At 67.1% G+C, this 24,635-nt stretch carries 16 protein-coding genes; 7 read left to right on the forward strand and 9 right to left on the reverse strand.

All coding sequences use genetic code 11. The features are described 5' to 3' along the window. Positions 1-64: 64 nt before the first annotated feature. From ACMZ91_RS10645 to ACMZ91_RS10665, 5 genes are all read right to left on the reverse strand, one after another. Entirely contained in the window at positions 65-2,362 is a 2,298-nt protein-coding gene (locus ACMZ91_RS10645; protein WP_414577983.1) for a TonB-dependent receptor, read from the reverse strand. A gap of 160 nt (positions 2,363-2,522) precedes the next feature. Then, complete coding sequence (locus ACMZ91_RS10650; protein ID WP_049400271.1) at positions 2,523-3,047, reverse strand: hypothetical protein; 525 nt, start codon at positions 3,045-3,047, stop codon at positions 2,523-2,525. Between the two features lie 207 nt (positions 3,048-3,254). Further along, on the reverse strand, positions 3,255-3,995 hold the full coding sequence (phbB, locus tag ACMZ91_RS10655; protein WP_049463659.1) for an acetoacetyl-CoA reductase: 741 nt from the start codon (positions 3,993-3,995) through the stop codon (positions 3,255-3,257). Between the two features lie 25 nt (positions 3,996-4,020). After that, on the reverse strand, positions 4,021-5,349 hold the full coding sequence (locus ACMZ91_RS10660; protein WP_032130486.1) for a CitMHS family transporter: 1,329 nt from the start codon (positions 5,347-5,349) through the stop codon (positions 4,021-4,023). 75 nt (positions 5,350-5,424) lie between these two features. Then, positions 5,425-6,564, reverse strand: coding sequence for an OprO/OprP family phosphate-selective porin (locus ACMZ91_RS10665; protein WP_414577987.1), 1,140 nt, complete (start codon positions 6,562-6,564; stop codon positions 5,425-5,427). 242 nt (positions 6,565-6,806) lie between these two features. Between ACMZ91_RS10665 and ACMZ91_RS10670 the strand changes: the two genes are divergently transcribed. The 4 genes from ACMZ91_RS10670 to ACMZ91_RS10685 are packed head-to-tail and all read left to right on the forward strand — an operon-like array spanning position 6,807 to position 10,611. Continuing rightward, entirely contained in the window at positions 6,807-7,496 is a 690-nt protein-coding gene (locus ACMZ91_RS10670; protein ID WP_134950964.1) for a response regulator transcription factor, read from the forward strand. After that, positions 7,489-8,880: a sensor histidine kinase N-terminal domain-containing protein gene (locus tag ACMZ91_RS10675; protein ID WP_414577985.1), complete on the forward strand. Its 1,392-nt coding sequence runs from the start codon at positions 7,489-7,491 to the stop codon at positions 8,878-8,880. Before ACMZ91_RS10670 ends, ACMZ91_RS10675 begins: the two co-directional genes overlap by 8 nt. Then, positions 8,877-9,932: an ABC transporter substrate-binding protein gene (locus ACMZ91_RS10680; protein ID WP_049400238.1), complete on the forward strand. Its 1,056-nt coding sequence runs from the start codon at positions 8,877-8,879 to the stop codon at positions 9,930-9,932. Before ACMZ91_RS10675 ends, ACMZ91_RS10680 begins: the two co-directional genes overlap by 4 nt. Positions 9,933-9,960: 28 nt before the next feature. Beyond that, the gene (locus tag ACMZ91_RS10685) at positions 9,961-10,611 is read left to right on the forward strand and encodes a response regulator (protein ID WP_005414428.1); all 651 of its coding nucleotides are present in this window, start codon (positions 9,961-9,963) and stop codon (positions 10,609-10,611) included. 638 nt (positions 10,612-11,249) lie between these two features. Here the strand turns inward: ACMZ91_RS10685 and ACMZ91_RS10690 are convergent. Continuing rightward, a complete protein-coding gene (locus ACMZ91_RS10690; protein ID WP_414577980.1) occupies positions 11,250-13,892 on the reverse strand; it encodes a hybrid sensor histidine kinase/response regulator in 2,643 nt (880 codons plus the stop codon). 66 nt (positions 13,893-13,958) lie between these two features. Next, positions 13,959-15,128: an OprO/OprP family phosphate-selective porin gene (locus tag ACMZ91_RS10695; protein WP_005414426.1), complete on the reverse strand. Its 1,170-nt coding sequence runs from the start codon at positions 15,126-15,128 to the stop codon at positions 13,959-13,961. 332 nt (positions 15,129-15,460) lie between these two features. On the opposite strand from ACMZ91_RS10695, the gene ACMZ91_RS10700 reads away from it, so the two are divergent. Both ACMZ91_RS10700 and ACMZ91_RS10705 read left to right on the forward strand, forming a co-directional pair. After that, complete coding sequence (locus ACMZ91_RS10700; RefSeq protein ID WP_005410972.1) at positions 15,461-16,804, forward strand: dicarboxylate/amino acid:cation symporter; 1,344 nt, start codon at positions 15,461-15,463, stop codon at positions 16,802-16,804. A 230-nt stretch (positions 16,805-17,034) separates the two neighbouring features. Next, complete coding sequence (locus ACMZ91_RS10705; protein WP_005410971.1) at positions 17,035-19,326, forward strand: NADP-dependent malic enzyme; 2,292 nt, start codon at positions 17,035-17,037, stop codon at positions 19,324-19,326. 591 nt (positions 19,327-19,917) lie between these two features. Here the strand turns inward: ACMZ91_RS10705 and ACMZ91_RS10710 are convergent. Both ACMZ91_RS10710 and ACMZ91_RS10715 read right to left on the reverse strand, forming a co-directional pair. Then, positions 19,918-20,661: a basic secretory protein-like protein gene (locus ACMZ91_RS10710; protein ID WP_414577977.1), complete on the reverse strand. Its 744-nt coding sequence runs from the start codon at positions 20,659-20,661 to the stop codon at positions 19,918-19,920. Then, a complete protein-coding gene (locus ACMZ91_RS10715; protein ID WP_414577975.1) occupies positions 20,658-24,002 on the reverse strand; it encodes a GH92 family glycosyl hydrolase in 3,345 nt (1,114 codons plus the stop codon). The genes ACMZ91_RS10710 and ACMZ91_RS10715 overlap by 4 nt, the downstream gene beginning before the upstream one ends. A gap of 421 nt (positions 24,003-24,423) precedes the next feature. On the opposite strand from ACMZ91_RS10715, the gene ACMZ91_RS10720 reads away from it, so the two are divergent. Next, positions 24,424-24,621 carry a zinc-finger domain-containing protein gene (locus ACMZ91_RS10720; protein ID WP_005410967.1) on the forward strand — a complete coding sequence of 66 codons (198 nt, stop codon included), beginning with the start codon at positions 24,424-24,426 and terminating at the stop codon, positions 24,619-24,621. The last annotated feature ends 14 nt before the right edge of the window (positions 24,622-24,635 follow it).

Raw genomic sequence — 24,635 nt, forward strand, 5'->3', positions numbered from 1 at the left:
CCCCCCCCCCCCCCGCCCCCCCCCCGCGACGATAATCAAGACGCCGCGGGGCAACGCTTTCGACTTAGAACTCTGCCGCCACCGTCATGAACAACTGCCGCGGTGCGCTCGCATGGATCGCATAACGCGTGCCCTTCGGATCAGTCGGTGCGAACGAACTCAGCTGGCCCGCATAGCGCTTGTTGGTCAGATTGGTCGCGTTCAACGACACCCGCACATTGCGCAGGCCCAGGCCCGGGCCGAAATCGTAGCCCGCACCGGCGTCGAAGGTAGTCACGCCCGGCACCGACTGGTCGTTGGTGTAAGTGTAGTAGCGCTTGCCGGTGTACTTGGCACGCAGGCTGGCGAAGAAGCCATCGCGGTTCCAGCTGATTTCACTGGAGGCCATGCGCTGCGGCGTATCCACGGTGATCTTGCCGGCCACCGGCACTACCGCGCCGCCGGACAGGTAGTCGTCCTCGTAGGTGGTCTTGTTCCAGGACAGCGCGTTGTACCACTGCAGGCCGTCGATCGGCTTGAGGATGAAGGTCAGTTCCGCGCCGTAGCTCTTCACCGAACCGACGTTGATGAAGCGCGTCACGCACTCCGGACGCGTGCCGACTTCGATGCTCGAGCACGGGTTCAGCGACAGCAGGCGGTTGTCGAACTTCACGTTGTAGCCCGCGATCGACGCCTGGTACTTCTCGCCGAAGGTACGGAAGCCGGCTTCCAGGCTCTTGGACTTCTCCGGCTCCAGCCCGGCACTGGCCGCGAACGATTCCGGCGACACCTGCAGCGGGCCGCCGCTGCCACCGCCGACGAAGGCGGCGATGTTTTCGGCATACGAGGCGAACAGCTCGTTGTTGGCGTTGAGCTTGAAGCCCAGGCCCAGCTGCGGCAGCACCGATTCCTTGGCAGTCAGCGTGCCTGAGGCGATGCTGGTTTCCACGCCCGGGTTGGCGGTGGCGCGCATGCGGGTGTTCGGGCTCTTGATGCCCACGTCCACGGTCAGGCGCTGGTCCAGGAAGCGCATGCGGTCCTGCGCGTAGAACTGGCGCGTGCGGATGTCGAAGTCCTGGTTGAACAGCAGGCGGTCCGGGTTCTTCAGGTACAGGTCGTCCAGGAACGGGCCGCTGATGTAGTAGAAGTTGCGCGACACGTTATGGTCGTTCTGCTCGTACCATAGGCCGGCTTCCAGTTCGTGGATGCCCACCGTCCACGACAGCGCGGCGGTCAGGCCATCGCGGTTGATCGTGTAGTTGGTGCTGCGGATCGAGATCGGCAGCATCCTGTCGGTACCCGGGTAGGACGGCTGGCCCGGTGCCCACCAGTGGCCCTGGCCACGGTTGTCGTGGTGATAGGCCAGCAGCTTCAGGCGGCCCTGCTCGCCCAGGCGCAGGTCGGCATCCACCGAATACAGGTTGTCGTCGCGCAGCGCACGGCTCTGGTAGTACGCATCGTCGATGCTGTTGACGCCGCCGCTGAATGCGCAGCGCGCCTTGTTGTAGGTGCCCGGCGCGCAGTACGCGGCGGCGACGGCGCGATCCCAGTCCGGTGCATAGATGTTCCAGTCATAGCCCAGGCCGCGGGCCAGCATGTCCTTGGACAGGTAGGCGTAGTTGGCCTGGCTGGCGCGCGAGGTGGCCACGAACGCACCGAAGCGGTGGTCGCCGACATTCCACACTGCCTTGGCATTGAACTGGCGGGTGGTCTGGTTCTGGTACGGCGCGGCCCACATGTCCTGGTCCTGGTGCACGCCGGACACATAGGCCGAGAAGCCGTTGATGTCGCCGGTATCCACGCGCAGGTAGCCACGGCGCTGGCTGTTGTCGCCGACGGTGACGCTGGCGCGGCCACCGAATTCGGTGGACGGGTCCATCGAGAAGTACTGGATGGTGCCGCCCAGGTTGCTGGTCGAGGCCACGCCCAGCGAACCGATGCCCTGCGACAGCTCGGCACCGGCCAGGTTCTCGGCGATGATCGCGCGGGCGATGCTCAGGCCGTTGTAGTTGCCGTAGCTGTTGTCGCCCAGCGGGATGCCGTCCAGCGTGTAGCCCAGGCGGCTCTTGTCGAAGCCACGCAGGCTGATGGTCTGCGATTCCTCGTTGGCACCGAAGGCGTCGTTGGACTGCACCGACACGCCCGGCAGGCGATCGAGGATCTTCTGGCCGCTGGTGCCCGGCGGCAGCACCTGCTTGTCGACGGTGGTGATGCGCTGCACCTGGCGGGTCTCGCCCTGGCCGATCACGGAGACGGTATCCAGCGTCTGCGCGCTCAGCGCGGCATCGGTGCTGGCGCCGGCATCGGCGGCGGTGGCGGCATGGGCGCTGGCGGCGGCGGAGAGCGCGATCGCCACGGCGATCGTCAGGTGTCGGGTCTGCATGGTGGTCCGTTGCATTGGGGGTGGTCACCGGCACGCGTGCGCGGTGCATGGCCACTATGCGAACGGAACATGAAACCTTCTTTACGGAAAACCAACGAACGGTGCAGGACAGTGGTGTGCGTCCTGCAACCTGTTCGTCATGGTGGTATGCCGGAGAGAATCAGAAGCGCTCACCGGGCCAGCTGAATTTGAGCTGGTCCATGCAGTCACGATCATGTTCGGAGAATGAGAACCCGATCTGGATGCCGTTCAGTACCGTGCCGAACACCGTCGACTCGTCCAGACTATGCCCTGACGGGACGGAAAGGACGTTGAAGTCGGGGTAGCGACGACCCATCTGCTTTCGCGAGATGCAGGCGCCGCCCAGCGACAGCGTAATGCCTTTGATGATTCGCCCCGACGCGTCGGTGTGGATCTGGCCAGAAGGCCCCTTGATCCTTCCGGCGACCACGAATGGCGCCAGATCGATGGTGGCGCTGTCGCCCCGGCCCCTTCCTGCTTCCGAACGCGAGCCGGCCGGAGCCAGTGGTGACAGCTGCGCGACAAGGTCAGAGCGTGCCAGTTGGAAGGACCAGCGCTCCACGAGCCGCCAGGTTGCGTCCGCCTCTTCTGCAGTGGCAGCGGGTGGGGTTGCCGCCAGTGGCGTGGTGGCGACCGCAAGAAGCGCAATCAGTATTGCACGCATGCCAACCTCCTTGATCCGCGATGTCAGCCGTTCGTCCATTGGGCGCGGCAAGCGCTGGCAGGTATAGCACCGGTTCTGCCGATGCATCGGGAAGTGCATCTCAGAAATGCAGAAACAAAAAGGGGCCGGATCCCCCTCGCAAGCGAAGGTTCACCGGCCCCGCGCACTCCGTGGGGGAGGCGGTCCACGCGCTGCGTGGAGACGGGCTCAACCCATGTACAGGCCACCGTTGACCGGATAGTCGGCGCCGGTCACGTACGAGGCTTCATCCGAGGCCAGCCATGAGCACAGGCCGGCCACTTCTTCCGGACGGCCCAGGCGTCGCACCGGCACCGAGGCGGCCAGCCGGTCCAGCACGTCCGGCGGGAAGCTGCTGATCGCCTGGCTGGCGATGTAGCCCGGCGACAGCGTGTTGACGGTGACCCCGCGTGAGGCCACTTCGGCGGCCAGCGCACGGCTGAAACCATGCATCGCGGCCTTGGCGGTGGCGTAGTTCACCTGGCCGATCTGGCCCTTGTGGGCGCTGACCGAACCAATGTTGATGATGCGGCCCCAGCCACGCGTGGCCATGCCATCGACCACCTGCTTGGTGAGGTTGAACAGCGCATTGAGGTTGGAGGCAATCACCGCGTTCCAGTCCTCCACCGTCATCTGCCGGAACAGCAGGTCGCGGCTGCCACCGGAGTTGTTGACCAGCACGTCCACTTCACCGACTTCGGCGCGGACCTTGGCGAACGCCGCGCTGGTCGAGGCCCAGTCGGTCGCGTTGCCTTCGGAGGCGATGAAGTCGAAGCCCTGTTCGCGCTGCTCGCGCAGCCAGTTGGCCTTGCGCGGTGAGTTCGGCGCGCAACCGGCAACCACGGTGTGGCCGCTGCGGGCCAGGCTCTGGCAGATGGCAGTACCGACACTGCCCATGCCGCTGGTGACGTAAGCGATTCGAAGCGTCATTGCAGAAGGCTCCTTTGGTAAGGGATCAGGCCGCGAGCGGGTACAGGCCGAACAGCAGGCTGCCGACCATCAGCAGCATCGAGATGGCGATGGCCCACTTCAGGGTGAACTTCTGGTGGTCGGCGAACTCGACCTTGGCCAGGCCCACCAGCAGGTAGGTGGACGGCACCAGCGGGCTGAGCAGGTGCACCGGCTGGCCGGCCAGCGAGGCGCGCGCCATCTCCACCGGGGTGATGCCGTAGTTGCCGGCGGCCTCGGACAGGATCGGCAGCACGCCGAAGTAGAACGCGTCGTTGGACATGAAGAAGGTGAACGGCATCGACGCTACTGCGGTGATCACCGCCAGGTACGGGCCCCACGATTCCGGGATCACCGCCAGGAAGCTGTGCGACATCGCTTCGACCATGCCGGTGTTGTTGAGGATGCCGGTGAAGATGCCTGCGGCGAAGATCAGCGACACCACCGACAGCACGTTGCCGGCGTGGTTGACTACGCGGCGGCGCTGTTCGGCCAGGTTCGGGTAGTTGATCACCAGGGCGATGGCGAAGCCGACCATGAACAGCACCGGCATCGGCAGCACGCCGATGATCAGCGCCGTCATCAGCGCCACGGTCAGGGCCAGGTTGACCCACAGCAGCTTCGGACGCTTGATGTCCTCGGCGTCTTCCACGGTCGGCAGCGGGTTGCTGTCGTCGGACACGCTGTTGTCCATCCAGCTGCCACCCTTGGGCAGGGTCACCACGCCGAGGCGACGGCGTTCCTTCAGGCCCAGGTACCAGGCCAGCAGCAGCACGCCGGCACAGGCGATCACCATCGACGGGATCAGCGGCACGAACACATCGGCGGGGTCCACGTGCAGCGCGGTGGCCGCGCGGGCGGTCGGGCCGCCCCACGGGGTCAGGTTCATCACGCCGCCGGCGAGGATGGTCACGCAGGTCATGTTCAGCGCGTTCATACCCAGCCGCTGGTACAGCGGCAGCATCGCCGAGACGGTGATCATGTAGGTGGTCGAGCCATCACCGTCGAGCGAGATCAGCATCGCCAGCACCGCGGTGCCGAGCACGATCTTCATCGGATCGCCCTTGACGAAGCGCAGGATCACCCGCACCAGCGGATCGAACAGGCCGGCGTCGATCATCACCCCAAAGTAGAGGATGGCGAACATCAGCATCACACCGGTCGGCGCGATCTTCTTGATGCCCTCCAGCATCATCTCGTCGATGTTGGCGCCGAAGCCGCCGATCAGCGCGAACAGGATGGGGATGGTGATCAGGGCGACGAGCGGCGACAGGCGTTTGCTCATGATCAAGTACATGAACGTAATGACCATGCCAAAGCCGAGGATGCTCAGCATCATCTGCGGACTCCTTGCGAATACAGGACGTGGGGGAGTGGAAGGGGCCCGGGCGGAATGCCCGGAATGTCGGGCTTAGAAGTCGTACTGCAGGCGGCCGGTGACCGCACGCGTGCGGTCCACCGTGACCCCGGCGAGGCGGTCGCGGTTGCGGCTTTCGATCACGTTGAGCATGAAGCGCAGGTTGTCGCGCAGGTACCAGTTGCCACCCAGCGTCCATGCTTCGGTGCTGCCGCGGCGCAGGTCGGGGGCACCGTCGAGGTGCTGTGCGCCCCACATCTGGTCGTAGCGCAGCGCCACTTCGAAGGCACCGGCCCTGTGGCGGATGTCCTTCACCCGCGCGAAGCGGCCGGTCTTGCGGTCGTAGGCGCGGCTTTCGCCGGTGATGAACCAGCTGAGCATGCCGTAGGCGGCCATCACGTCGCCGCGCTGCGCGCCGTCATCGAAGGTGGCGCCACTGAACTCGCCCTGCCACGACAGCGGGCCGCGCACCTGCGCGTATTCCAGCGACCACTTGTTGACGTCGGTATCGCGGCCGGCGGAGAAGTCGACCAGGGTCAGGCGGCTCTCGTCGGACAGGTGGCCGGCCGGGCGCGGGCGGATGCGCAGGCCAGGCACGCCATTGGCGCCGGGGTTGTCGTAGGCCTCACGGGCCAGCGACAGGCCCAGGTGCAGCACGTCGCCATCGCTGGGCGAGGGCGCCCAGGTGACGCGGCCACCGGCGGCGCGGCCCTTCACCTGCCAGGCGTCGATGCTTTCCAGGCTGTAGATGCTGGCCGCCCAGGTGAAGTCGCCGGGGTTGGCCTGCCACGATGCGCCCAGGCGATACAGCGGCGCCAGCGTGGTGCCGGCGTTGCCGCGCTCCAGGAAGCTGCCGTAGTTGGAGCTGGTGCGGTCATCCAGCGAGAAGTACTGCTTGAACTGGCCCACGGTGAGCTTGCCGGCCTTGCCGAAGCTGCGTGCCAGGTACACGTCCTTGGCCTCGACGCGGTCGCCGGAGAAATCGGCTTCCAGCTTGTAGTCGACCACGAAGAACTTGCCGGACACATCGACCCAGGCACGGCGGATCTCGGTGTCATCCTTGTTCGGCGTACCGCGGTTGTCGTTGTCGAAGGTGGCGAAGTCCAGGTGCAGGCGGCCTCCGAGCGAAGCCGTGACCGGACGATCGTCTTCGGCGGCAAAGGCCGGCGCCGACAGGGCAGCCAGCGCCATCATGGCGGCAGGGCGCCGCCAGGCAAACGTGAATTCCACAAACCCTCCCAGGTGCGCGCCAGGCGCGCGGCAATCGTGGGCACCGGACGGTGCGCGGCCGCAGTCTGGGTTGCCGTAGCTGTCATCGTCCTGTCAACGGATTGTGCGGTGCAGCGTAAAACCGGCCACTGCGCTCACTGGGCCACGCCCGGCAAGCGCGGCGGCGGCATGCGGTAGCATTCGTTTCCCCTCCCACCCCCGTGCCCATGCGCCTGCTGCTGGTCGAAGACAACCCGGATCTGGCCGATGCGATCATCCGCCGCATGCGCCGCAGTGGGCACGCCGTGGACTGGCAGGCCGATGGCCTGGCCGCCGCCAGCGTGCTGCGCTACCAGAGCTTCGACCTGGTGGTTCTGGATATCGGCCTGCCCAAGCTCGATGGCCTGCGCGTGCTGGCCGGCATGCGCGAGCGCGGCGACAGCACACCGGTGCTGATGCTGACCGCGCGCGACGGCATCGAAGACCGTGTGCAGGCGCTGGACGTCGGCGCCGACGATTACCTGGGCAAGCCGTTCGATTTCCGCGAGTTCGAAGCGCGCTGCCGCGTGCTGCTGCGACGCGCGCGCGGCCAGGCCAGCGAAGTGGTGCAGATCGGTGGCTTCCAGTTCGACAATGCCGCGCACCGGGTCAGCCTCGACGGCGAACCGATCGAACTGCCGAACCGCGAGTACCGGCTGCTGGAGATTCTGGTCGGCCGCCTCGGCCAGGTGGTCGGCAAGGATGAGATAGGCAATGGCCTGTTCGGCTTCGACGACGAGGCCGGCCCGAATGCCATCGAGCTGTATGTGGGGCGCCTGAGAAAGAAGCTGGCAGGTGCACCGCTGCGCATCACCACGGTGCGCGGCGTTGGCTACCTGCTGGAAGCCAGTGATGACAGCGCCGACGCCAATGGCTGACGCGCGGACCGCGAACGCCGCACCGGGCTCGCTGCGGCGCACGCTGCTGCTCTACCTCGGCGCGTTGCTGGCGGTGTTCGCGGTGGCTCTGCTGTTTGCCGCGCGCGGCTATGGCCAGCGCGCCGCCAACCGTTCCTACGATCACCTGTTGGTGTCCTCGGCGTTGTCCATTGCCGATTCGGTGGCCCTGGTCGATGGCCAATGGCAGGTCGATCTGCCCTATGCGGCGCTGGACCTGCTGGCGATGGCCCCGGAAGACCGCGTGTTCTATCGGGTCGCCGACAGCCGTGGCAACCTGATCACCGGCTATGGCGACCTGCCGGCGCCGCCGCGCCGGCCCGGCACGCAACCGCAGCTGTTTGATGCGGCGTACAGTGGCGAGACCGTGCGCTTCGTGGTGGTCGGCCGCAGTTTCGCCGCCGCCTCGGCGCAGGGCGAAGTACAGGTGCAGGTCGGCCAGACCCGGCGTGCGCGTGAAGCGGTCGCGCAGGACATGGTCAACCGCGCACTGCTGGCGGTCGGTGTGCTGTCCGGCCTGCTGCTGGCGCTGGTGGCCTTTGGCGTGCATCGCGCATTCCGGCCATTGGTGCGGGTGGAACGCGAGCTGTCACGCCGCGAGCCCTCTGACCTGAAGCCGCTGGATGCCCGTGTACCGCGCGAGATGGACCAGATGGTGGCGGCGTTGAACCGCTTCATGGAACGCCTGTCCAGCAGCAACGAGACCTTGCGTGCGTTCATGGCCGAGGCCGCGCACCAGATGCGCACGCCGTTGGCGGCATTGCGTGCGCAGGCACAGCTGGCGCTGGATGACGACGATCCCGAAGACATGCGGCGCAGCCTGCAGGCGATCGAGCGCAACGCCACCCACATGAGCCGGTTGTTGAATCAGTTGCTCAGCGATGCCAGCGTGATCCATCGTTCGCATCTGCAGCGCTTTGCTGCAGTGGATCTGGCCGAGACCGTGCACCAGGCCCTGCATGAAGCGCTGCCGCAGGCCGGCCCGGCGCCGCGCGTGCAGCTGGCGATGACCGCCGAGCCGGTACAGGTGCATGGCGATGCGCTGCTGCTGCGCGAGGCGATCAAGAACCTGGTCGACAACGCGTTGAAGTACGGTGGTGATGGGCCGTTGCAGATCGCATTGACCGTGGAAGGCGGGCAGGCCGTGCTGACTATCGCCGACCACGGTGCCGGCATTGCCGCCGCCGATGCCGAACGCGTGTTCGAGCGCTTCGCCCGTGGCGAGGGCGCGCCGTCCGGCGGCGCCGGGCTGGGCCTTGCCATCGTCAAGCGTGTGGTCGACAGCCACGGTGGCCGCATCGACCTCAGCAATCGTCCTCAGGGCGGGCTGATCGCCACCATCCGCCTGCCCCGGAGCAGTCCATGATCCGCCTGTTCACTGCTGCCGTTGCCTTGCTGTTGGCCCTGCCGGTGCTGGCTGCGCCCGGCGATGTGCGCCGTTTTCCCGCACAGGCAAAGACCACGGCGCAGCTGCGCATCCACGGCACCACCGACATCGAAGTGTTCGCGGTGGTCATCGCCGATTACCAGCGGCTGCACCCGGGCACCGAAGTGGTGTACGAGGACATCATCACCCAGGACCTGTACGCGCGGTACCTGCACGACCGCGGCGGACCGGCATCGCCGGACCTGCTGATCTCCAGTGGCATGGACCTGCAGACCAAGCTGGTCAACGATGGTCATGCACTGCCGCACCGCTCCGCGCAGACCGCCGCGCTGCCGGCCTGGGCGCAGTGGCGCAACGAGGCATTCGGCATCAGCTACGAGCCGGTGGTGATGGTCTACAACACCCGCGCGCTGACGGCTGCGAGGGTGCCGCACACGCGCCGGCAACTGCTGGACCGGTTGCGCGCCGAAGGCGCACCGCTGCGCGGCAGGGTCGGCACCTATGACATCGAACGCAGCAGCGTCGGCTACCTGCTGTCAACGCAGGATGCGCAGCGTGGCAGCATCGCCGGTGCGCTGCTGGGCGCGCTGGGCGACAACGATGTGGTGCGCGAGGAGCGCACCGGCGTGCTGCTGGACAAGGTGGCCAGCGGACAGCTGTCGCTGGTCTACAACGTGCTCGGCTCTTACGCGCAGGCGCGCATCGACGCGGGTGCTCCGCTGGCGATTGTGGAGCCCGAGGACTACACGCTGGTGGTACTGCGTACCGCGGTGATTCCACGCACCGGCCCACACCCGGAAGAAGCCCGGCGCTTCCTCGACTACCTGTTGTCGCCGCGTGGCCAGCAGGTGCTGTCACGCGAGGCACGGCTGATGCCGATCGTCACCGGCAGCGCACGTGGCGACGATGCGCCCGGCCGCAGCCGCCGCCCGATCCAGCTGGGCCCGGGCCTGCTGGTGTACCTGGATGCACTCAAGCGCCGCCAGTTCCTCGATGCCTGGCGCAGCAGCGTGGAGCCGGCAGGGCGCTGAGGCGACGGCCTGCCCGTACAATGGCGGCATGAGCGAATACACCATCCTGATCGCCGATGACCACCCGCTGCTGCGTTCGGCGGTGGTGCAGTCATTGCGGCAGAGCCTGCCGCTGGCGCAGGTGCGCGAGGTCGCCAGCGCCGAGGCATTGGCCGAAGCCCTCGACGCGCACCCGGACGTGGACCTGGTGCTGCTCGACCTGACCATGCCCGGTGCACACGGTTTCTCCGCGCTGCTGCACGTGCGCGGCTCGCATCCGGACATTCCGGTGGTGATCCTCTCGTCCAACGACCACCCCCGTGTGATTCGCCGCGCCCAGCAGTTCGGTGCCGCCGGTTTCATCCCGAAGTCGGCCCCGGCCGAGACCATTGGCGAGGCCGTGCAGGCGGTGCTCGATGGTGGATTGTGGTTCCCGGCGATGGCCGCCGAACGCTCCGAGGCCGACGCCCTGCTGGCCAGCCGCCTGGCCCAGCTGACCCCGCAGCAGTTCCGCGTGTTGCTGTGCCTGGCCGATGGCCTGCTCAACAAACAGATCGCCTATACGCTGGGATTGGCCGAGAACACGGTGAAGGTGCATGTCACCGCGATCCTGAAGAAGCTCGAATGCCATAGCCGCACGCAGGCGGCAGTGCTGGTGAAGGCGCTGGAGCCGGAAGGCGACGCGGGCATCGGGTTGTAGTTTCCAGCCAACGGCGCAGCCCCTCGTGGGTGGACACGTAGAGCAGTTCATGGGTGAGGCCGGGCAGGTGGACTGCACAGGGGCCGCTGCAAGTACGTCCATGTAAGCTCGGTCGCCGCTTGCTCGTGTGCGCAGTCCTGCGCACACGGCAAGACCGGGGTTGGGCGTCCTGCCCAACCCGCCCGAGGCATGCCTCGGGCCCATGCGGCTCACGCCCCTACGCAGCCCACCTGCCCGGCCACGGACAGGTTCCGTGCGCATCCATCCACGGAAGAGAAAAGAACATCAAAAGCAAAGGCAGCCTGGCAGGCCGCCTTTTGTAGAGCCGAGCCCACGCTCGGCTGCTTTGCGGCCGGTCCGCGATGCCGAGCATGGGCTCGGCTCTACACGAGCAAGCGCAGCGCGCGACCGGCTTTTGTTCTTCTTTTTCTTCTCCGTGGGTGGCAGGCCACCGAAATCTGTCAGAGGCCGGTCGGGTTGGGTTCGCGGGGGTGTCAGCCGCATGGATGCGGCTGCCAAGCCTCCAGGGATGGATTCACGGCGTCCCCCGTGCACCCAACCCGACCGGCCCACCACGGCTTCTGCTTTCCACGACCAACCAGACACCACCCACGAGGGGCTGCGCCGTTGGCTGGAAACTACCCGCGATGCCGGATCAACAACTGACTCATCAGCGCCCGCAGCGCCGGCGGCTTCACCGGCTTGGCCATCATTCCCCAGCCACGCTCGGCAGCCATCTCACGCAATCCCGCATCGCGCTCGGCAGTGACCAGCACCACCGGCGGGCGGGCCCGCCACAGCTCTGCCAATGTCTCGTACAGCACCGGCCCGTGGTGATCGCCCATGCGCACATCCAGCAGCACCAGCTCCGGCACGGTTGCCGTCGTGGCCAACTGCAGCGCTGCCTGCGGGCCATCGGCCAGCAGCACCTCGCAGCCCCAGCGCTCCAGCAGCGCGCGGCTGGCCGCGCACACGTGCGGATCGTCATCGATCACCCACACCCGGCGCCCTCGCAGCGGGTTGTCCGCCGCCGGTTCCTGCGCCAGCACCGGCGCGGGCGCGGTGGCGGGTATCGCGCTGGCGTCGCCGAACGGCACGCCCACGGCGAACACGCTGCCCTGGCCCAGCTGCGAGCGCAGCCGGATCGGATGTCCGAGCAGGCGGCCGATGCGGTCGACGATGGCCAGGCCAAGGCCGGCACCGCGCTGCTGGCCGTCGTGCAGGCGGCGGAATTCCTCGAAGATCTCGCCCTGCAACGCATCGGGGATGCCGGGGCCCTGGTCGTGCACTTCGATCCACAGCAGGCCTTCGCGGCGACGGCAGCCCAGAAGCACGCGGCCACGTTCGCTGTAGCGCAGCGCGTTGGACAGGAAATTCTGCAGGATGCGGCGCAGCAGCGCTTCATCGCTGACCACCACCGCATCGGTATCGACCCAGTCCACCACCAGGCCACGTGACTGCGCGGCGATGCCGAATTCGCGCGCCAGTGTCTGCAGCAGCGGCCCGAGCCGGAACGCCTGCACACGGGTCGGCAGGCTGCCCGATTCCAGCCGCGCGATATCCAGCAGGCTGTTGAGGATCGCATCCTGCGCGGCCAATGCAGCGTCGATGTGATCGCTGGTCTGCTGCTGCGCCGGGTCGCTCAGCTTGCCGCGCAGCACCGAGACGAACATGCGTGCTGCGTTGAGTGGTTGCAGCAGGTCGTGCACGGCCGAGGCGACGAAGCGGGTCTTGTAGCGGTTGGCCTGTTCGGCCTCGCGGCGTGCTTCGTCCAGGTCGTGGGTACGTTCGGCGATGCGGTGTTCCAGTGCATCGGCCAGCGAGCGCAGTTCGCGTGCAGCATTCTTGTAGCTGGTGATGTCGGCGTAGCTGGTGACGAAACCGCCGTCGGGCAGCGGGTTGCCGCGGATTTCCAGCACCGTACCGTCGTCCTTCTCACTTTCGCGCATGTGCGGACGGCCGCTGCGCAGGTGGTTGAGGCGACGCTCGATGGCCTCGTCGACTGGGCCGGGACCGAGCAGGCCACGGCGTGCGTTGAAGCGGAACAGTTCCTCGATGGGCCGCCCCACGCGCACCAGGTCCAGCGGGAAACGGAACAGTTCCAGGTAGCGCGAATTCCATGCGACCAGACGCAGGTCCCGGTCGATCACCACCACGCCCTGCGGCAGGTGTTCAAGGCTGCGGCTTAGGCCGCTGTCGGCATCGGTGGCGGCCTGCAGCAGGCCATCCTGTGCGGTGCGCAGTTCCTGTGCATGCTGCTTGAGCAGGGTTTCCAGCTCGCGGCGGCTGCGCAGGCGATGCTTGGCCAGGCGCCGGCGCTGCTGCACGAACAGCACCAGGAAGCCCAGCGCCAGCCACGCAGCACCTCCGGTAAGCGCGGCCGCGCGACCGGCGGCGGTGGCGGCGCTGGCGTCGTGCAGCAGATGCAGGTTCCAGCCTTCGGCGGGCAGCGGCAGGCTTTGCCACAGCATCGGCTGCGGCAGTGCGGGATCGAGCAGGCGCACCATGCGGCCACCATCGGCAAGCACGTCTTCAGTACGCGCGCGCAATGGCTGCAACGCGCGGTCGGCGTACTGGCGGGCGTCCAGCATTTCGCGGCGCTCATCGGCGCCCAGCGGGCGCAGCAGGCGGTAGCGCCAGCTGTCACGGTTGGCCAGGAACACCACGTCATGGTCGTCGCTGGCCAGCACCACGTCCGGGCTGCTCAACCATTCCTGTTCCAGCGCCGACAGCTCGACCTTGATCACCACCACGCCGAGCCGCTTGCCATCTTCCTCGATGGCCTGCGACAGGTAGTAGCCGGGTACGCCGGTGGTCATGCCGATGCCGTAGAAGCGGCCGCGGCCCTGCGCCAGTGCCTGCCGGTAGTAGGGGCGGTAGCTGTAGTTCTCGCCGACGTTGCTGGTCGGCTGGTCCCAGTTGCTGGCCGCCACTGCCACGCCGTCATGGCCGACCAGGGTCAGGGTCGAGGCACGGGTGACTTCATTGGCGCGTTGCAGCTTGAGGTTCAGCCGCTGCTGTTCGGTGGGCGAGGGCGGCACACGCAGGGCGTGCAGCAGATCCGGATCCAGCGCCAGTACCTGCGGCAACGTGCCGAAGCGGTCGATGCGCTGCTGCAGGCCCTGGCCGTACAGCTGCAGCTGGCGTTGCACCTGGCTGCTTTCCTCGCCGAGGGCGCGCCGCCAGGCGTAGTGGCCGGCGGCGACCGCACAAAGCACGGTGCCACCGACCATCACCAGGATGGTCAGCAACAGCATCCGATGGCGGCTGAGCCAGTACATGGCGGCAGTCTACGCAGGGCCGGCGGGCGTGACGTGCACGCCCGCCGGGATCTGACGTGGAAGGGGTCAGAAGTGCATCTGCGCGCGCAGCTCGAAGATCTCCGGCGTGCTGTGCACACCGCGACGGCTGGCGTCGACCTTCACGTAGTTGGCCTGGAACTTGAAGTGGCTGGTCAGGTACCAGTTCGCGCCCAGGGTCAGGTCGTGCTGGCGGCCACCAAGGATGCTGCCATCGTCCAGGTCCATGCGGCTGTAACGGGCCACCAGTTCCACCGCGCCGTAGTCGTGCGCCGGCTTGATGTTGGCCACGGCACCTGCGTTGTACGGGCGCGACTCGCCGGTCAGCACCCAGCTGGCCATCGCGTACTGGCCGCTGCCGGTGTAGTCGGGCTTGCCGTCATGGCGGGTGACCGTGGCGCGCAGGGCTTCGGCCTGCAGCGAGAACGGGCCGCGGATCCAGATGCCTTCCAGGCCGGTGCGGCGGATCTGGTCGGCGGTGACCAAGGCGCCGGAATCGACGTAGCGGATGTCGGTCAGGCCGGCTTCCGGGCGTGCGCGAAGGCGCGCGCTGGCCTCGTGGTGCACGTCACGGCCATCGCTGTAACCGCGCGGATTTTCCTGCGAGTAGGCCAGGCCCAGGTGGATCACGTCACCCGGCGCCTTCACCGGGGTCCACACCGCACGTACTGCCTGGGTGGTGCCGGGGTTGTCACCCTGCAGGTCCTTGCCGCCATAGGCGCCGGCCTGCAGAAGGTACTGCGGGCGCTCCAGCACCCATTCCACGCCGGTGCGGCGGCCTTCGTAGAAGGCCTGCACGGGCAGTGCGGTTTCCAGGAAACTGCCGGCGCGCGAAGAGGTGTTCGCATCCAGGCCGACCGGGGTCTTCATATAGCCGAAGCGGAAGCGACCGATGTCGCGACCGAAGAAGGCCTTGCTCTCGAAGCGCACGAACACGTCCAGCCAGGTATCGGACTGGAAGTCGTAGTAGACCATCGCGTCGTAGACCCCCTTCTTCTTCAGCGTCGCACCGAACTCCTTGCGGCGCACGGCGTCGTCGTCCTCCAGGCCGCTGCCCGAGGAGAAATCGTTGTAGTCGTAGGCGATGTTGGCGGTAGCGGCCAACTCGGTGCCGTCGCCGAAGGCGTACTTGGTCGGCCAGTTGTCGAAATCGGCAGCCGAAGCGAAGGCGGGAAGCGCGGCCAGCGACAGGGCCAGCAAGGTGGGAATCGGGCGCATGTTGGGTGCGGCTCTCTCAGATTGCGTGTGGACAGGACAACAACGGCCGCAGGGGCCGAAACTTTCGCAATGACGCGCCCGGCCGTTCAGCACGGGCCACCGGCCTCCCCAGGATCGGGCGGTGCGGCGCCAGTGTAGGCATCGCCGCCACCTGAACCGGGAGGCTAGTACCAATAGGTTATCTGCGCCGGCGTGCCCGGCGCGTACAAAGGCGTCCATTGGTCGCACCTCCTGCGCATGCAGCACAGGGCCTGCGATCAGTTTCCACGGTAACGGTTCCCGTGCTGTCCCGGGGCCGTACGTGCCTGAAAACGCCCCTTCCGGAGTCCGCCATGCACATCCCGACCGCAGCCCCGGCGCCTGCAAAGCCGTTGCCGATCTATCGCCAGCTGTATTTCCAGGTGATCGTGGCGATCGTCCTGGGCGCCATCCTCGGCCACTACGAACCGCTGATCGGCGAGAAGATGAAGCCGCTCGGCGATGCCTTCATCAACCTGGTGAAGATGATCATCGCGCCGGTGATCTTCCTCACCATCGTCACCGGCATCGCCAGCATGACCCACCTGCGCACGGTGGGCCGGGTGTTCGCCAAGGCGATGGCGTACTTCCTGTTCTTCTCCACGCTGGCACTGATCGTGGGCATGATCGTGGCGCACGTGGTACAGCCCGGCGCCGGCATGAACATCAACCCGGCCGAGCTGGACCAGACCGCGGTGCACAGCTACGTCGAGAAGTCGCACGACCTGACCCTGGTCGGTTTCCTGATGGACATCATTCCGAAGACGCTGGTGAGCGCCTTCGTCGACGGCAACATCCTGCAGGTGCTGTTCATCGCGGTGCTGTTCGGCATCGCGCTGGCCTCGGTGGGCGAGAAGGGCAAGCCGATCCTGAACTTCCTGGAGGCGCTGGTCGCCCCGGTGTTCAAGCTGGTGCACATCCTGATGAAGGCCGCCCCGATCGGTGCCTTCGGCGCCATCGCCTTCACCATCGGCAAGTACGGCGTCGGTTCGCTGGTCAACCTGGCGTGGCTGGTGGGCTCGTTCTACCTCACCGCGTTCCTGTTCGTGGCGGTGATCCTCGGTGTGGTCTGCCGACTGTGCGGCTTCTCGGTGTTCAAGCTGGCGCGCTACCTGAAGGCCGAGCTACTGCTGGTGCTGGGCACTTCCTCGTCGGAGTCGGCGCTGCCGTCGCTGATGGAGAAGATGGAACGCGCCGGTTGCAGCAAGTCGGTGGTGGGCCTGGTGGTCCCGACCGGCTACTCGTTCAACCTGGACGGCACCAACATCTACATGACCCTGGCGGCACTGTTCATTGCCCAGGCCACCAACACCGAACTGACCCTGGGCCACCAGATCGCCCTGCTGCTGGTTGCCATGCTCAGCTCCAAGGGTGCGGCCGGCGTCACCGGTGCCGGCTTCATCACCCTGGCCGCCACCCTTGCCGTGGTGCCGGAGGTACCGGTGGCCGGCATGGCGCTGATCCTGGGCGTGGACCGTTTCATGAGCGAATGCCGCTCGCTGACCAACTTCATCGGCAATGCGGTGGCCACCGTGGTGGTTTCGCGCTGGGAAGGCGCGCTGGACCGCAACCGCCTGCAGCTGGCGCTGGATGGCCGCGAAAGCGAGCTGCCGCCGCCGGTGGACGCACTGCCCGAGGCGCTGCCGGCCAAGGGCTGACCCAGGTGTGTGGTACCGCGGGGCCGATCACGACAGTGGTACGGCCCCGCGGCGTTTCAGGGCGTCCCATGGCTGTCATCGGGGGCGCCGATGCTGGCATCCCGGTACCGTCGCATACGGCACGGAATTGTGCAGTCGCAGCATGCCTGCGACAGGATAGCGACAGGTCCAGACGCTCCAACGGGGGTATCATCCCCTGTCCCTTCTGCCCATTCATGTAACCCACATCGATGTCCAACGAAGATTTCAAACAGGCCGCCCTCGATTACCACCGGATGTCCCCGCCGGGAAAGATCAAGGTTTCCGCTACCAAGCCCATGCTGACCCAGCGCGACCTGTCGCTGGCGTATTCGCCGGGCGTGGCGTACGCCTGTGAAGCGATCAAGGCCGACCCGCAGCAGGCCAGCGAGCTGACCGCCCGCGGCAACCTGGTGGCGGTGATCTCCAATGGCACCGCGGTGCTGGGCCTGGGCAACATCGGCGCGCTGGCCGGCAAGCCGGTGATGGAAGGCAAGGGCGTGCTGTTCCAGAAGTTCGCCGGCATCGATGTGTTCGACATCGAAGTGGATGAAACCGACCCGGACAAGCTGGTCGACATCATCGCCTCGCTGGAGCCGACCTTCGGCGGCATCAACCTGGAAGACATCAAGGCGCCGGAATGCTTCGTGGTCGAGCGCAAGCTGCGCGAGCGCATGAAGATCCCGGTGTTCCATGACGACCAGCACGGCACGGCGATCATCGTCGGCGCGGCCGTGCTCAACGCCATGGCGATCACCGGCAAGAAGATCGAGGACGTGAAGCTGGCGACCACGGGCATGGGCGCAGCCGGCATTTCCTGCGTGAACATGCTGGTGCAGCTGGGCCTGAAGCCGGAAAACATCCTCGCCTTCGACCGCGAGGGCGTGATCCACACCGGTCGTACCGACCTGGATCCGGAAAAGCAGCGCTATGCGCGCGACACCGACAAGCGCACCCTGGCCGAGATCGTCGACGGCGCGGACATCTTCCTGGGCCTGTCGGCACCGGGCATCCTGACTGCCGACATGGTCAAGACCATGGCGCCGGACCCGGTGATCTTCGCGCTGGCCAACCCGACCCCGGAAATCATGCCGGAGGTGGCGCGCGCCGCCCGTCCGGACGCGATCATCGGCACCGGCCGTTCGGACTACCCGAACCAGGTCAACAACGTGCTGTGCTTCCCGTACCTGTTCCGCGGTGCGCTGGACGTAGGCGCCACCGCGATCAACGAGGAAATGAAGATCGCCTGCGTGCGCGCCATTGCGGCGCTGGCGCGTCGTGCGGCCACCGACATGGGTTCGGCCTATGGCGGCGAGACCCCGAGCTTCGGCCGCGAATACCTGATTCCGCGCCCGTTCGACCGCCGCCTGCTGGTGGAGTTGTCGGCCGCCGTGGCCCAGGCCGCGATGGACTCGGGCGTGGCCTCGCGCCCGATCGAGGACATGGGCGCCTACCGTGACAAGCTGGCCCAGTTCGTCTACCGCACCAGCCTGATGATGAAGCCGGTCTACGACCGCGCGCGCAGCGACAAGCAGCGCGTGGTGTACGCCGAGGGCGAAGAGGAAGTGGTGCTGCAGGCGGTGCAGAACGTGGTCGACGACGGCCTGGCACACCCGATCCTGATCGGCCGCCCGGAAGTGATCGAATCGCGCATCGAACGCCTCGGCCTGCGCCTGAAGATCGGCGAGAACGTTGAAGTCACCAACATCAACGACGACCCGCGCTTCAACGAATACTGGCAGTACTACCACGGCCTGACCGGCCGTCGTGGCGTGACCGTGGCCGCGGCGAAGAACCTGATGCGTTCGCGCCCGACCCTGATCGCGGCGGTGATGGTGGCCCGTGGCGAAGCCGATGCGATGCTGACCGGCATCGTCGGGCGCTTCCACAAGAAGCTGGGCTACGTGCGCAGCGTGCTGCCGCTGGAGCCGAAGGTCACCTCGACCTCTGCGATGACCGGCGTGATCAACCAGCAGGGCGTGTTCTTCTTCGTCGATACCCACGTGCAGGAAGACCCGACCGCCGAGCAGCTGTGCGAAGCGACCCTGCAGGCGGCCTACCGCATGAAGCTGTTCGGCATCGAGCCGAAGGTGGCGCTGCTGTCGCACTCCAACTTCGGCAGCCACGATTCGAAGGACGCGCTGAAGATGCGCCAGGTACGCGAGCTGCTGCTCAAGCGCAACCCGCGTCTGAACGTGGACGGCGAAATGCAGGGCGACACCGCATGGGATGAAGCGCTGCGCCAGAAGCTGCTGCCGGGCTCGACCCTGCAGGGTCGCGCCAACCTGTTCGTGCTGCCGAACCTGGAAGCGGCCAACATCGCCTACAACCTGGTGCGTGTGTTCACCGACGGCGTGGCGATCGGCCCGATCCTGATGGGCGTGAACAAGCCGGTGCACATCCTGACCACCAGCGCGACCTCGCGCAGGATCCTGAACATGACCGCGATTGCGGCGGTCGATGCGCAGATCAGGAAGCAGCTGGAAGCGGAAAAGAAGGCGTAAGCCTTCTTTCCGGCGACAGCTGCAGAAACGCGCCCTACGGGGCGCGTTTCTGTTTCCGCAAAGCGGAAACGGGTAGTGCCGGCCGCTGGCCGGCAACCCCCAATGATGTTCAGGCGCACAACGGCAGCCGGCCAGCGGCCGGCTCTACCTCCGGGCTGTGCCGCACGCGCTACGCAACCCGGTCATTTCGCAATCGCCGCGGTCGCTGCGCGTTTCTGTTTCCGCAAAGCGGAAACGGGTAGTGCCGGCCGCTGGCCGGCAACCCCGATGATGTCCAGGCGCACGACGGCAGCCGGCCAGCGGCCGGCTCTACCTCCGGGCTGTGCCACACGCGCTACGCAACCCGGTCATTTCCCTGCAACGCCATTGCGGCCCAATACGCCCACGCGGCCCGGCCGTGGGAAGGGACCGGACCGGCCTTCCCACCCTGGGCCCGACCACCTCCCCATCGGCGAAAGTGTCATGCGCAATCGAGTGACCCGGCGGTATTTCCAGCAGCTGTTCGCGCTCTACGCAGGTTTCGTGCAGTCGCGCTGAGGCAGCAATGCGGTAGCGCCGGGCAATGCCCGGCGAACGTGCGGTGCGTGGGTGTCAGTGCCGCTTGCCGCGCCGTGCCGGCGCCGGCGGCGGTGCGTCCGAACGCGGCTTGGCGTACTGCGTCCACAGCGCCGGCAGTGCCTTGCCGGTGTGCTTCTGCCACAGCGCCGGCGTATAGCGGCCGTCGCGCAGGGCCTTGTCCAGTGCCAGCACCAGGCCGGGATGTTCCGCCTCCGCCCACTTCAGGAACGCACCGGTCACCCGGTAGCCGCTGTCCACGTTCTGCCCCTTCTCGACCTTGCCGGGCAGTGCCCAACCGGCCGCGGCATTGTCCATGCCGTAGCGGTCGCGCGCGTAGTCGGCGATGCCTTCCACCAGCCAGCCCGGTACCCGTGCATCGCCATAGCCGGGATACCCCTGCACGATGTGCATCGCCTCATGGGTGACCAGGTCGATGTCGTTCGGATGCTGCTCCAGCCAACCCGGATTGATGGTGATCGTCGCTGCCTGGTCCTTGTCGCCGACGAAGGCGATGCCGGTGTAGGCCGGATCGATCACGATACGCACCATTGACGGCGCAGCGGGATGGAAGTCCGCACGTTCGCGCAGGTACGCGAAGAAGAACGTATCGATCACCCGCTTGCGCTGCGGTGCGGCCAGGGCGCCACGGGCGTCCTGGTAGTTCAGCGTCACGCCGTCGCGGGTCAGCTGCGTATCGAACGCCTGGGTCTGGCCGAAGCTTGAGAAGGACAGGGCAACAAGGGCCAGAGGCAGTAGACGGAAGCGCATGCAGCTCATTGTACGGTGCCGGCCGCCAGCAGTTCGATCTCCGCCAGCGGCAGCCGTGCCGGTGCCGCCAGGCGCAGGCGGTACTCGCTGTAACGACCGGGTTTGGCGATGCGGAACGGACGGGTCTGGCGGGCGGATTCGAAGTCTTCGCCGCTGCGCTGGTCGAGCACGGCCCAGCTGCCGCCGCCGTTGCGCGCCTCCAGCGTCCACTCACCGCCCTGGATGCGGCCGTCACCGCTGGTCAGCGTGTACATCGTCGGGGTGCCCTCGGCCAGGCCGGTCAGCGCGATGGTTGCACCGGCGACCAGACCCACCGTGGTGCCGGCATCGTCATCGACCAGCGCGGGCAGGGCACGGCCATCGGCCAGCGTCGCCTTCGCGCCGCTGCCGAGCAGGTCGTGCAGCAGCTGCGGGTGCTGGCCGCGCGCGGTCAACGAGCGCGGCACATCGTCCACGCCGCTGCCCCAGCGCGAGGGGCGGGGTCCCATCACGAAGTCGAGGGTCGCGCCCTTGGCGATCAGGTCGTGCGGCACCCAGGTCTTCGTCCACGGCGTACCGTTGATCTTCAGCGACTGCACGTAGACGTTCTCACGCGAGTTGTTGGCCGCGTTCACGGTCAGCACCGCACCACCCTGCAGCTCCACCCGTGCATGCTCGAATGCCGGCGAGCCGATCACGTACTCCGGGGCGCCCATGCGCAGCGGGTACAGGCCCAGCGAGGCCAGTACGTACCATGCCGAGGTTTCACCGTTGTCCTCATCGCCCGGGTAGCCCTGGCCGATCTCGCTGCCGACGTACAACCGCGACAGGATCTCGCGCACGTGCTGCTGGGTCTTCCACGGCTGCCCGGCGTACAGGTACATCCACGGGATGTGGTGCGCCGGCTGGTTGCTGTGCGCATACATGCCCATGCGCACGTCGCGCGCTTCGGTCATCTCGTGGATGGTGCCGCCGTACGAGCCGGCCAGTGCCGGGTCCGCGGTTTCAGGTGTGGCGAAGAAGGTATCCAGCTTCGCCGCCAGCTTTTCGCGGCCGCCATACAACGCGGCCAGGCCTTCGCCATCGTGGGCGGCGGTGAAGGCGAAGGTCCAGCCATTGGATTCGGTGTAGTCGTGGCCCCACACGCGCGGATCGTAGGCCTTTGCGTCCACGCGCCAGCGACCATCGGCCTTGCGGCCCTGGAAGAAGCCTGCCGCCGGATCGAACATCGTCGCGTAACTGGCGGCGCGATGGCGGAAGTAGTCGGCCTCGGTGCTGTAGCGCTCGCGTGCGGCGGGCGCGGTCGCGCGCTTGGCCAGGGCATCGGCCATGTTGGCGATGCCAAAGTCATTGAGTGCGCCTTCCATCGTCCACGACATGCCTTCGTGCACGTCGGCACTGGCATAGCCGCGGAAGGTCGAACGGTTCATGCCCTTGCGGCCGACATGGCGGTCCGGCGGCACCACGGTCGCGTTCTTCAGCGCGGCGGCATAGACCTCGGCCGGATCGAAACCGCCGACGCCCTTCAGCCATGCATCGGCGAAGGCCACATCGGAGCTGGTGCCGACCATCAGATCAGCGTAGCCCGGCGATGACCAGCGTGCGATCCAGCCGCCGGCGCGGTACTGCTCGATGAAGCCCTGCACCAGCTGCCCGGCATCGTCGGGCGTGAACAGCGCATAGGCCGGCCAGGTGGTGCGGAAGGTGTCCCAGAAGCCGTTGTTGACGAATACCTTGCCGTCGCGCACGGCGGCATAGCTGCGGGTCGCGCTGCCCTCGGTGTTGTCATCGCTGGCGCTGGCCTGGTTGGCGTAGCGCCACTCCGGTGCGGCGGCGCTGCCCACGTTCTCATGGCCGGAATTGGGGTACAGGAACAGCCGGTACAGGCTGGAGTACAGCGTGGTCTTCTGGTCGTCGCTGGCATCGCCGATGTCGAAACGGGCCAGGCGCGCATCCCATGCATCCTGCGCACGGCCGGCCACGCTTTCCAGCGTATCGGCTGCGGCGATTTCCAGGGCAAGGCTGTGCCGTGCCTGCTCCACCGAGATCAGCGAGGTGGCGATGCGCATGGTCACCCGCCGGTCGCTGCCGGCATCGAACTTGATGTAGCCGGTCGGTCGGCCGGTGTTGAGGCGCCCACTGCTGCGCCACGGCCTGTCGAAGCTGGCCACCACGTACATGCGACTGGCGCCGTTGGACAGCCCGCTGCGCGTATCGGTGTAGCCGGACAGTGTCTGCGTGGCAGCGTCCAGGGTCAGGCCACCGCGTGCATCGACATTGTCGAACAGCAGGTTGGCGTCGCCGCCCTCGGGGAACTCGAAGCGGAACAGCGCGGCATGATCGGTCGGCGCGATGGCGGCCGCGATGCCGTTGTCGAAGCGCACGTCGTAGCGATACGGGCGCGCGCTTTCATGCCTGCGCTCGAATGACAGCGCGCGCTTGCGACGGTCGGCCTCCGGCACGCCACGGCTGGCCGAGGGCATCACCTGGAAGGTCTGGCGGTCGCCCATCCACGGGCTGGGCTGATGGCTCAGTGCAAGCGCCTGCAGCTGCGGGCGGTTCTGTGCGTCGTTCTGTTCGTTCCAGCGGTACAGCCAGTTCAGTGCGCCAGCATCGGTCACCGGGGTCCAGAAGTTGAATCCGTGCGGTACCGCGGTGGCCGGGAAATTGTTGCCGCGCGAGAAGGTGCCGTTGGCCTGGGTGCCACGGGTGGTCAGCACCCAGTCGGAGACGCGCGCTGGCTGCTGACGTGGCACTGTGTCCAGGCGCACGTCATCGATCCAGCCCGAGACCGGTGCACCGTCGGCACTGGCCACCTCCAGTTCGATCGCCAGCACGCGGCGGCCCTTCAGCGCGGGCACGTCGCCCAGCCGCACCGCCTTGCGTGCCCACTGCTGCGGATACAGCGTCTTCGAATCGCCCTGCGCGCGCGCACCGATGGCCACGCCATGCTGGTCGCGTGCAGCGCTGGCCGAAATGCGGCTGCCATCGTCCAGCAGCAGGTCCAGTGACACATAGGTCGAGGCCACGGTGTCCTTGCCGACGATCTCCGGCAGCACCAGCCACGACAGGGTGGTATCGGCCTCGATGGTCATGTCCGCCTTGAACAGCTCGCGTCGCGCGCTGCCGCCTTCGCTGCTGTAGCGCAGTGCATGCAGGCCGCTGTAGCCCGCATTGCGCTTGGCGGCGTAAGGCGCAGCAGGGCCGTTGCCGATCGTGACCTGCAGTGCGCCTGCGGCCGGTGCCGGCGCCGGCTGGCCCGGTTCGAACGAGGTCTGCAGTCCCTGTGCCAGCACCGGCATCGCGGTAGTCGCACAGGCCAGGGCCAGGGCGAGCGGAAGCAGGGCGCGGCGTGGATCGGACAGGGTCATGCAGGGGTCTCCCGGAAGGGCAGGCGGCGGGCAGAACCCGCATCGGCGGACACCACGGACAGCATCGCTCCGCCCGCCGGGATGGCAGTGGAAGAGGCGATGCCGGTCCGGTGGGGGCGGGCCATGCGATCGGGTCGGATTGGAGTGGGCCGGTTTACGACCTGGCCCGATCCTGCAACAGCCGTGGCAACCTGACAAGTGCCATTTAGTTCGATCCAAATGCGGGAAATATCGTTGTCGGCGGATTTTCGGCGTGAACCTGCAGGATCGATCGGGAATTTCCACCGGTACCCCGTCCCGAGGTGGCATGCAGGGCCGCAGGGAATCGGCCCGGTACGCGCAAAGACCCGTTGCGGCGCAATGTCGGGGCGGCCCAGATGCTAGAATCACAGGCCTCGCAACCCGTTCATCGACATCCGCCATGAGCCATACCGCCACTGCGCCCGCCAACGCCGAGAAGCGCTACACCGTGCACCGCAGCGATCTGCCGCTGAGCTGCCCGACCCCGGAAATGGCGCTGTGGAACTCGCATCCGCGCGTGTACCTGCCGATCGAAGACGAGCCCAACGGCGAAGCGCAGTGCCCGTACTGCGGTTCCGTGTTCGTGCTGGCCGACTAAGCGGCCGCCCCTTC

Origin of the sequence: Stenotrophomonas sp. FR024, assembly GCF_047500745.2 — a bacterium.
Classification (GTDB): Bacteria; Pseudomonadota; Gammaproteobacteria; order Xanthomonadales; family Xanthomonadaceae; genus Stenotrophomonas; species Stenotrophomonas maltophilia_A.

Bases quoted from the DNA above. Each gene is read 5' to 3' on its own strand.
- ACMZ91_RS10645 (WP_414577983.1), bottom strand. From the start codon at position 2,362: ATGCAGACCCGACACCTGACGATCGCCGTGGCGATCGCGCTCTCCGCC.
- ACMZ91_RS10650 (WP_049400271.1), bottom strand. From the start codon at position 3,047: ATGCGTGCAATACTGATTGCGCTTCTTGCGGTCGCCACCACGCCACTG.
- phbB (WP_049463659.1), bottom strand. From the start codon at position 3,995: ATGACGCTTCGAATCGCTTACGTCACCAGCGGCATGGGCAGTGTCGGT.
- ACMZ91_RS10660 (WP_032130486.1), bottom strand. From the start codon at position 5,349: ATGCTGAGCATCCTCGGCTTTGGCATGGTCATTACGTTCATGTACTTG.
- ACMZ91_RS10665 (WP_414577987.1), bottom strand. From the start codon at position 6,564: ATGATGGCGCTGGCTGCCCTGTCGGCGCCGGCCTTTGCCGCCGAAGAC.
- ACMZ91_RS10670 (WP_134950964.1), top strand. From the start codon at position 6,807: ATGCGCCTGCTGCTGGTCGAAGACAACCCGGATCTGGCCGATGCGATC.
- ACMZ91_RS10675 (WP_414577985.1), top strand. From the start codon at position 7,489: ATGGCTGACGCGCGGACCGCGAACGCCGCACCGGGCTCGCTGCGGCGC.
- ACMZ91_RS10680 (WP_049400238.1), top strand. From the start codon at position 8,877: ATGATCCGCCTGTTCACTGCTGCCGTTGCCTTGCTGTTGGCCCTGCCG.
- ACMZ91_RS10685 (WP_005414428.1), top strand. From the start codon at position 9,961: ATGAGCGAATACACCATCCTGATCGCCGATGACCACCCGCTGCTGCGT.
- ACMZ91_RS10690 (WP_414577980.1), bottom strand. From the start codon at position 13,892: ATGTACTGGCTCAGCCGCCATCGGATGCTGTTGCTGACCATCCTGGTG.
- ACMZ91_RS10695 (WP_005414426.1), bottom strand. From the start codon at position 15,128: ATGCGCCCGATTCCCACCTTGCTGGCCCTGTCGCTGGCCGCGCTTCCC.
- ACMZ91_RS10700 (WP_005410972.1), top strand. From the start codon at position 15,461: ATGCACATCCCGACCGCAGCCCCGGCGCCTGCAAAGCCGTTGCCGATC.
- ACMZ91_RS10705 (WP_005410971.1), top strand. From the start codon at position 17,035: ATGTCCAACGAAGATTTCAAACAGGCCGCCCTCGATTACCACCGGATG.
- ACMZ91_RS10710 (WP_414577977.1), bottom strand. From the start codon at position 20,661: ATGAGCTGCATGCGCTTCCGTCTACTGCCTCTGGCCCTTGTTGCCCTG.
- ACMZ91_RS10715 (WP_414577975.1), bottom strand. From the start codon at position 24,002: ATGACCCTGTCCGATCCACGCCGCGCCCTGCTTCCGCTCGCCCTGGCC.
- ACMZ91_RS10720 (WP_005410967.1), top strand. From the start codon at position 24,424: ATGAGCCATACCGCCACTGCGCCCGCCAACGCCGAGAAGCGCTACACC.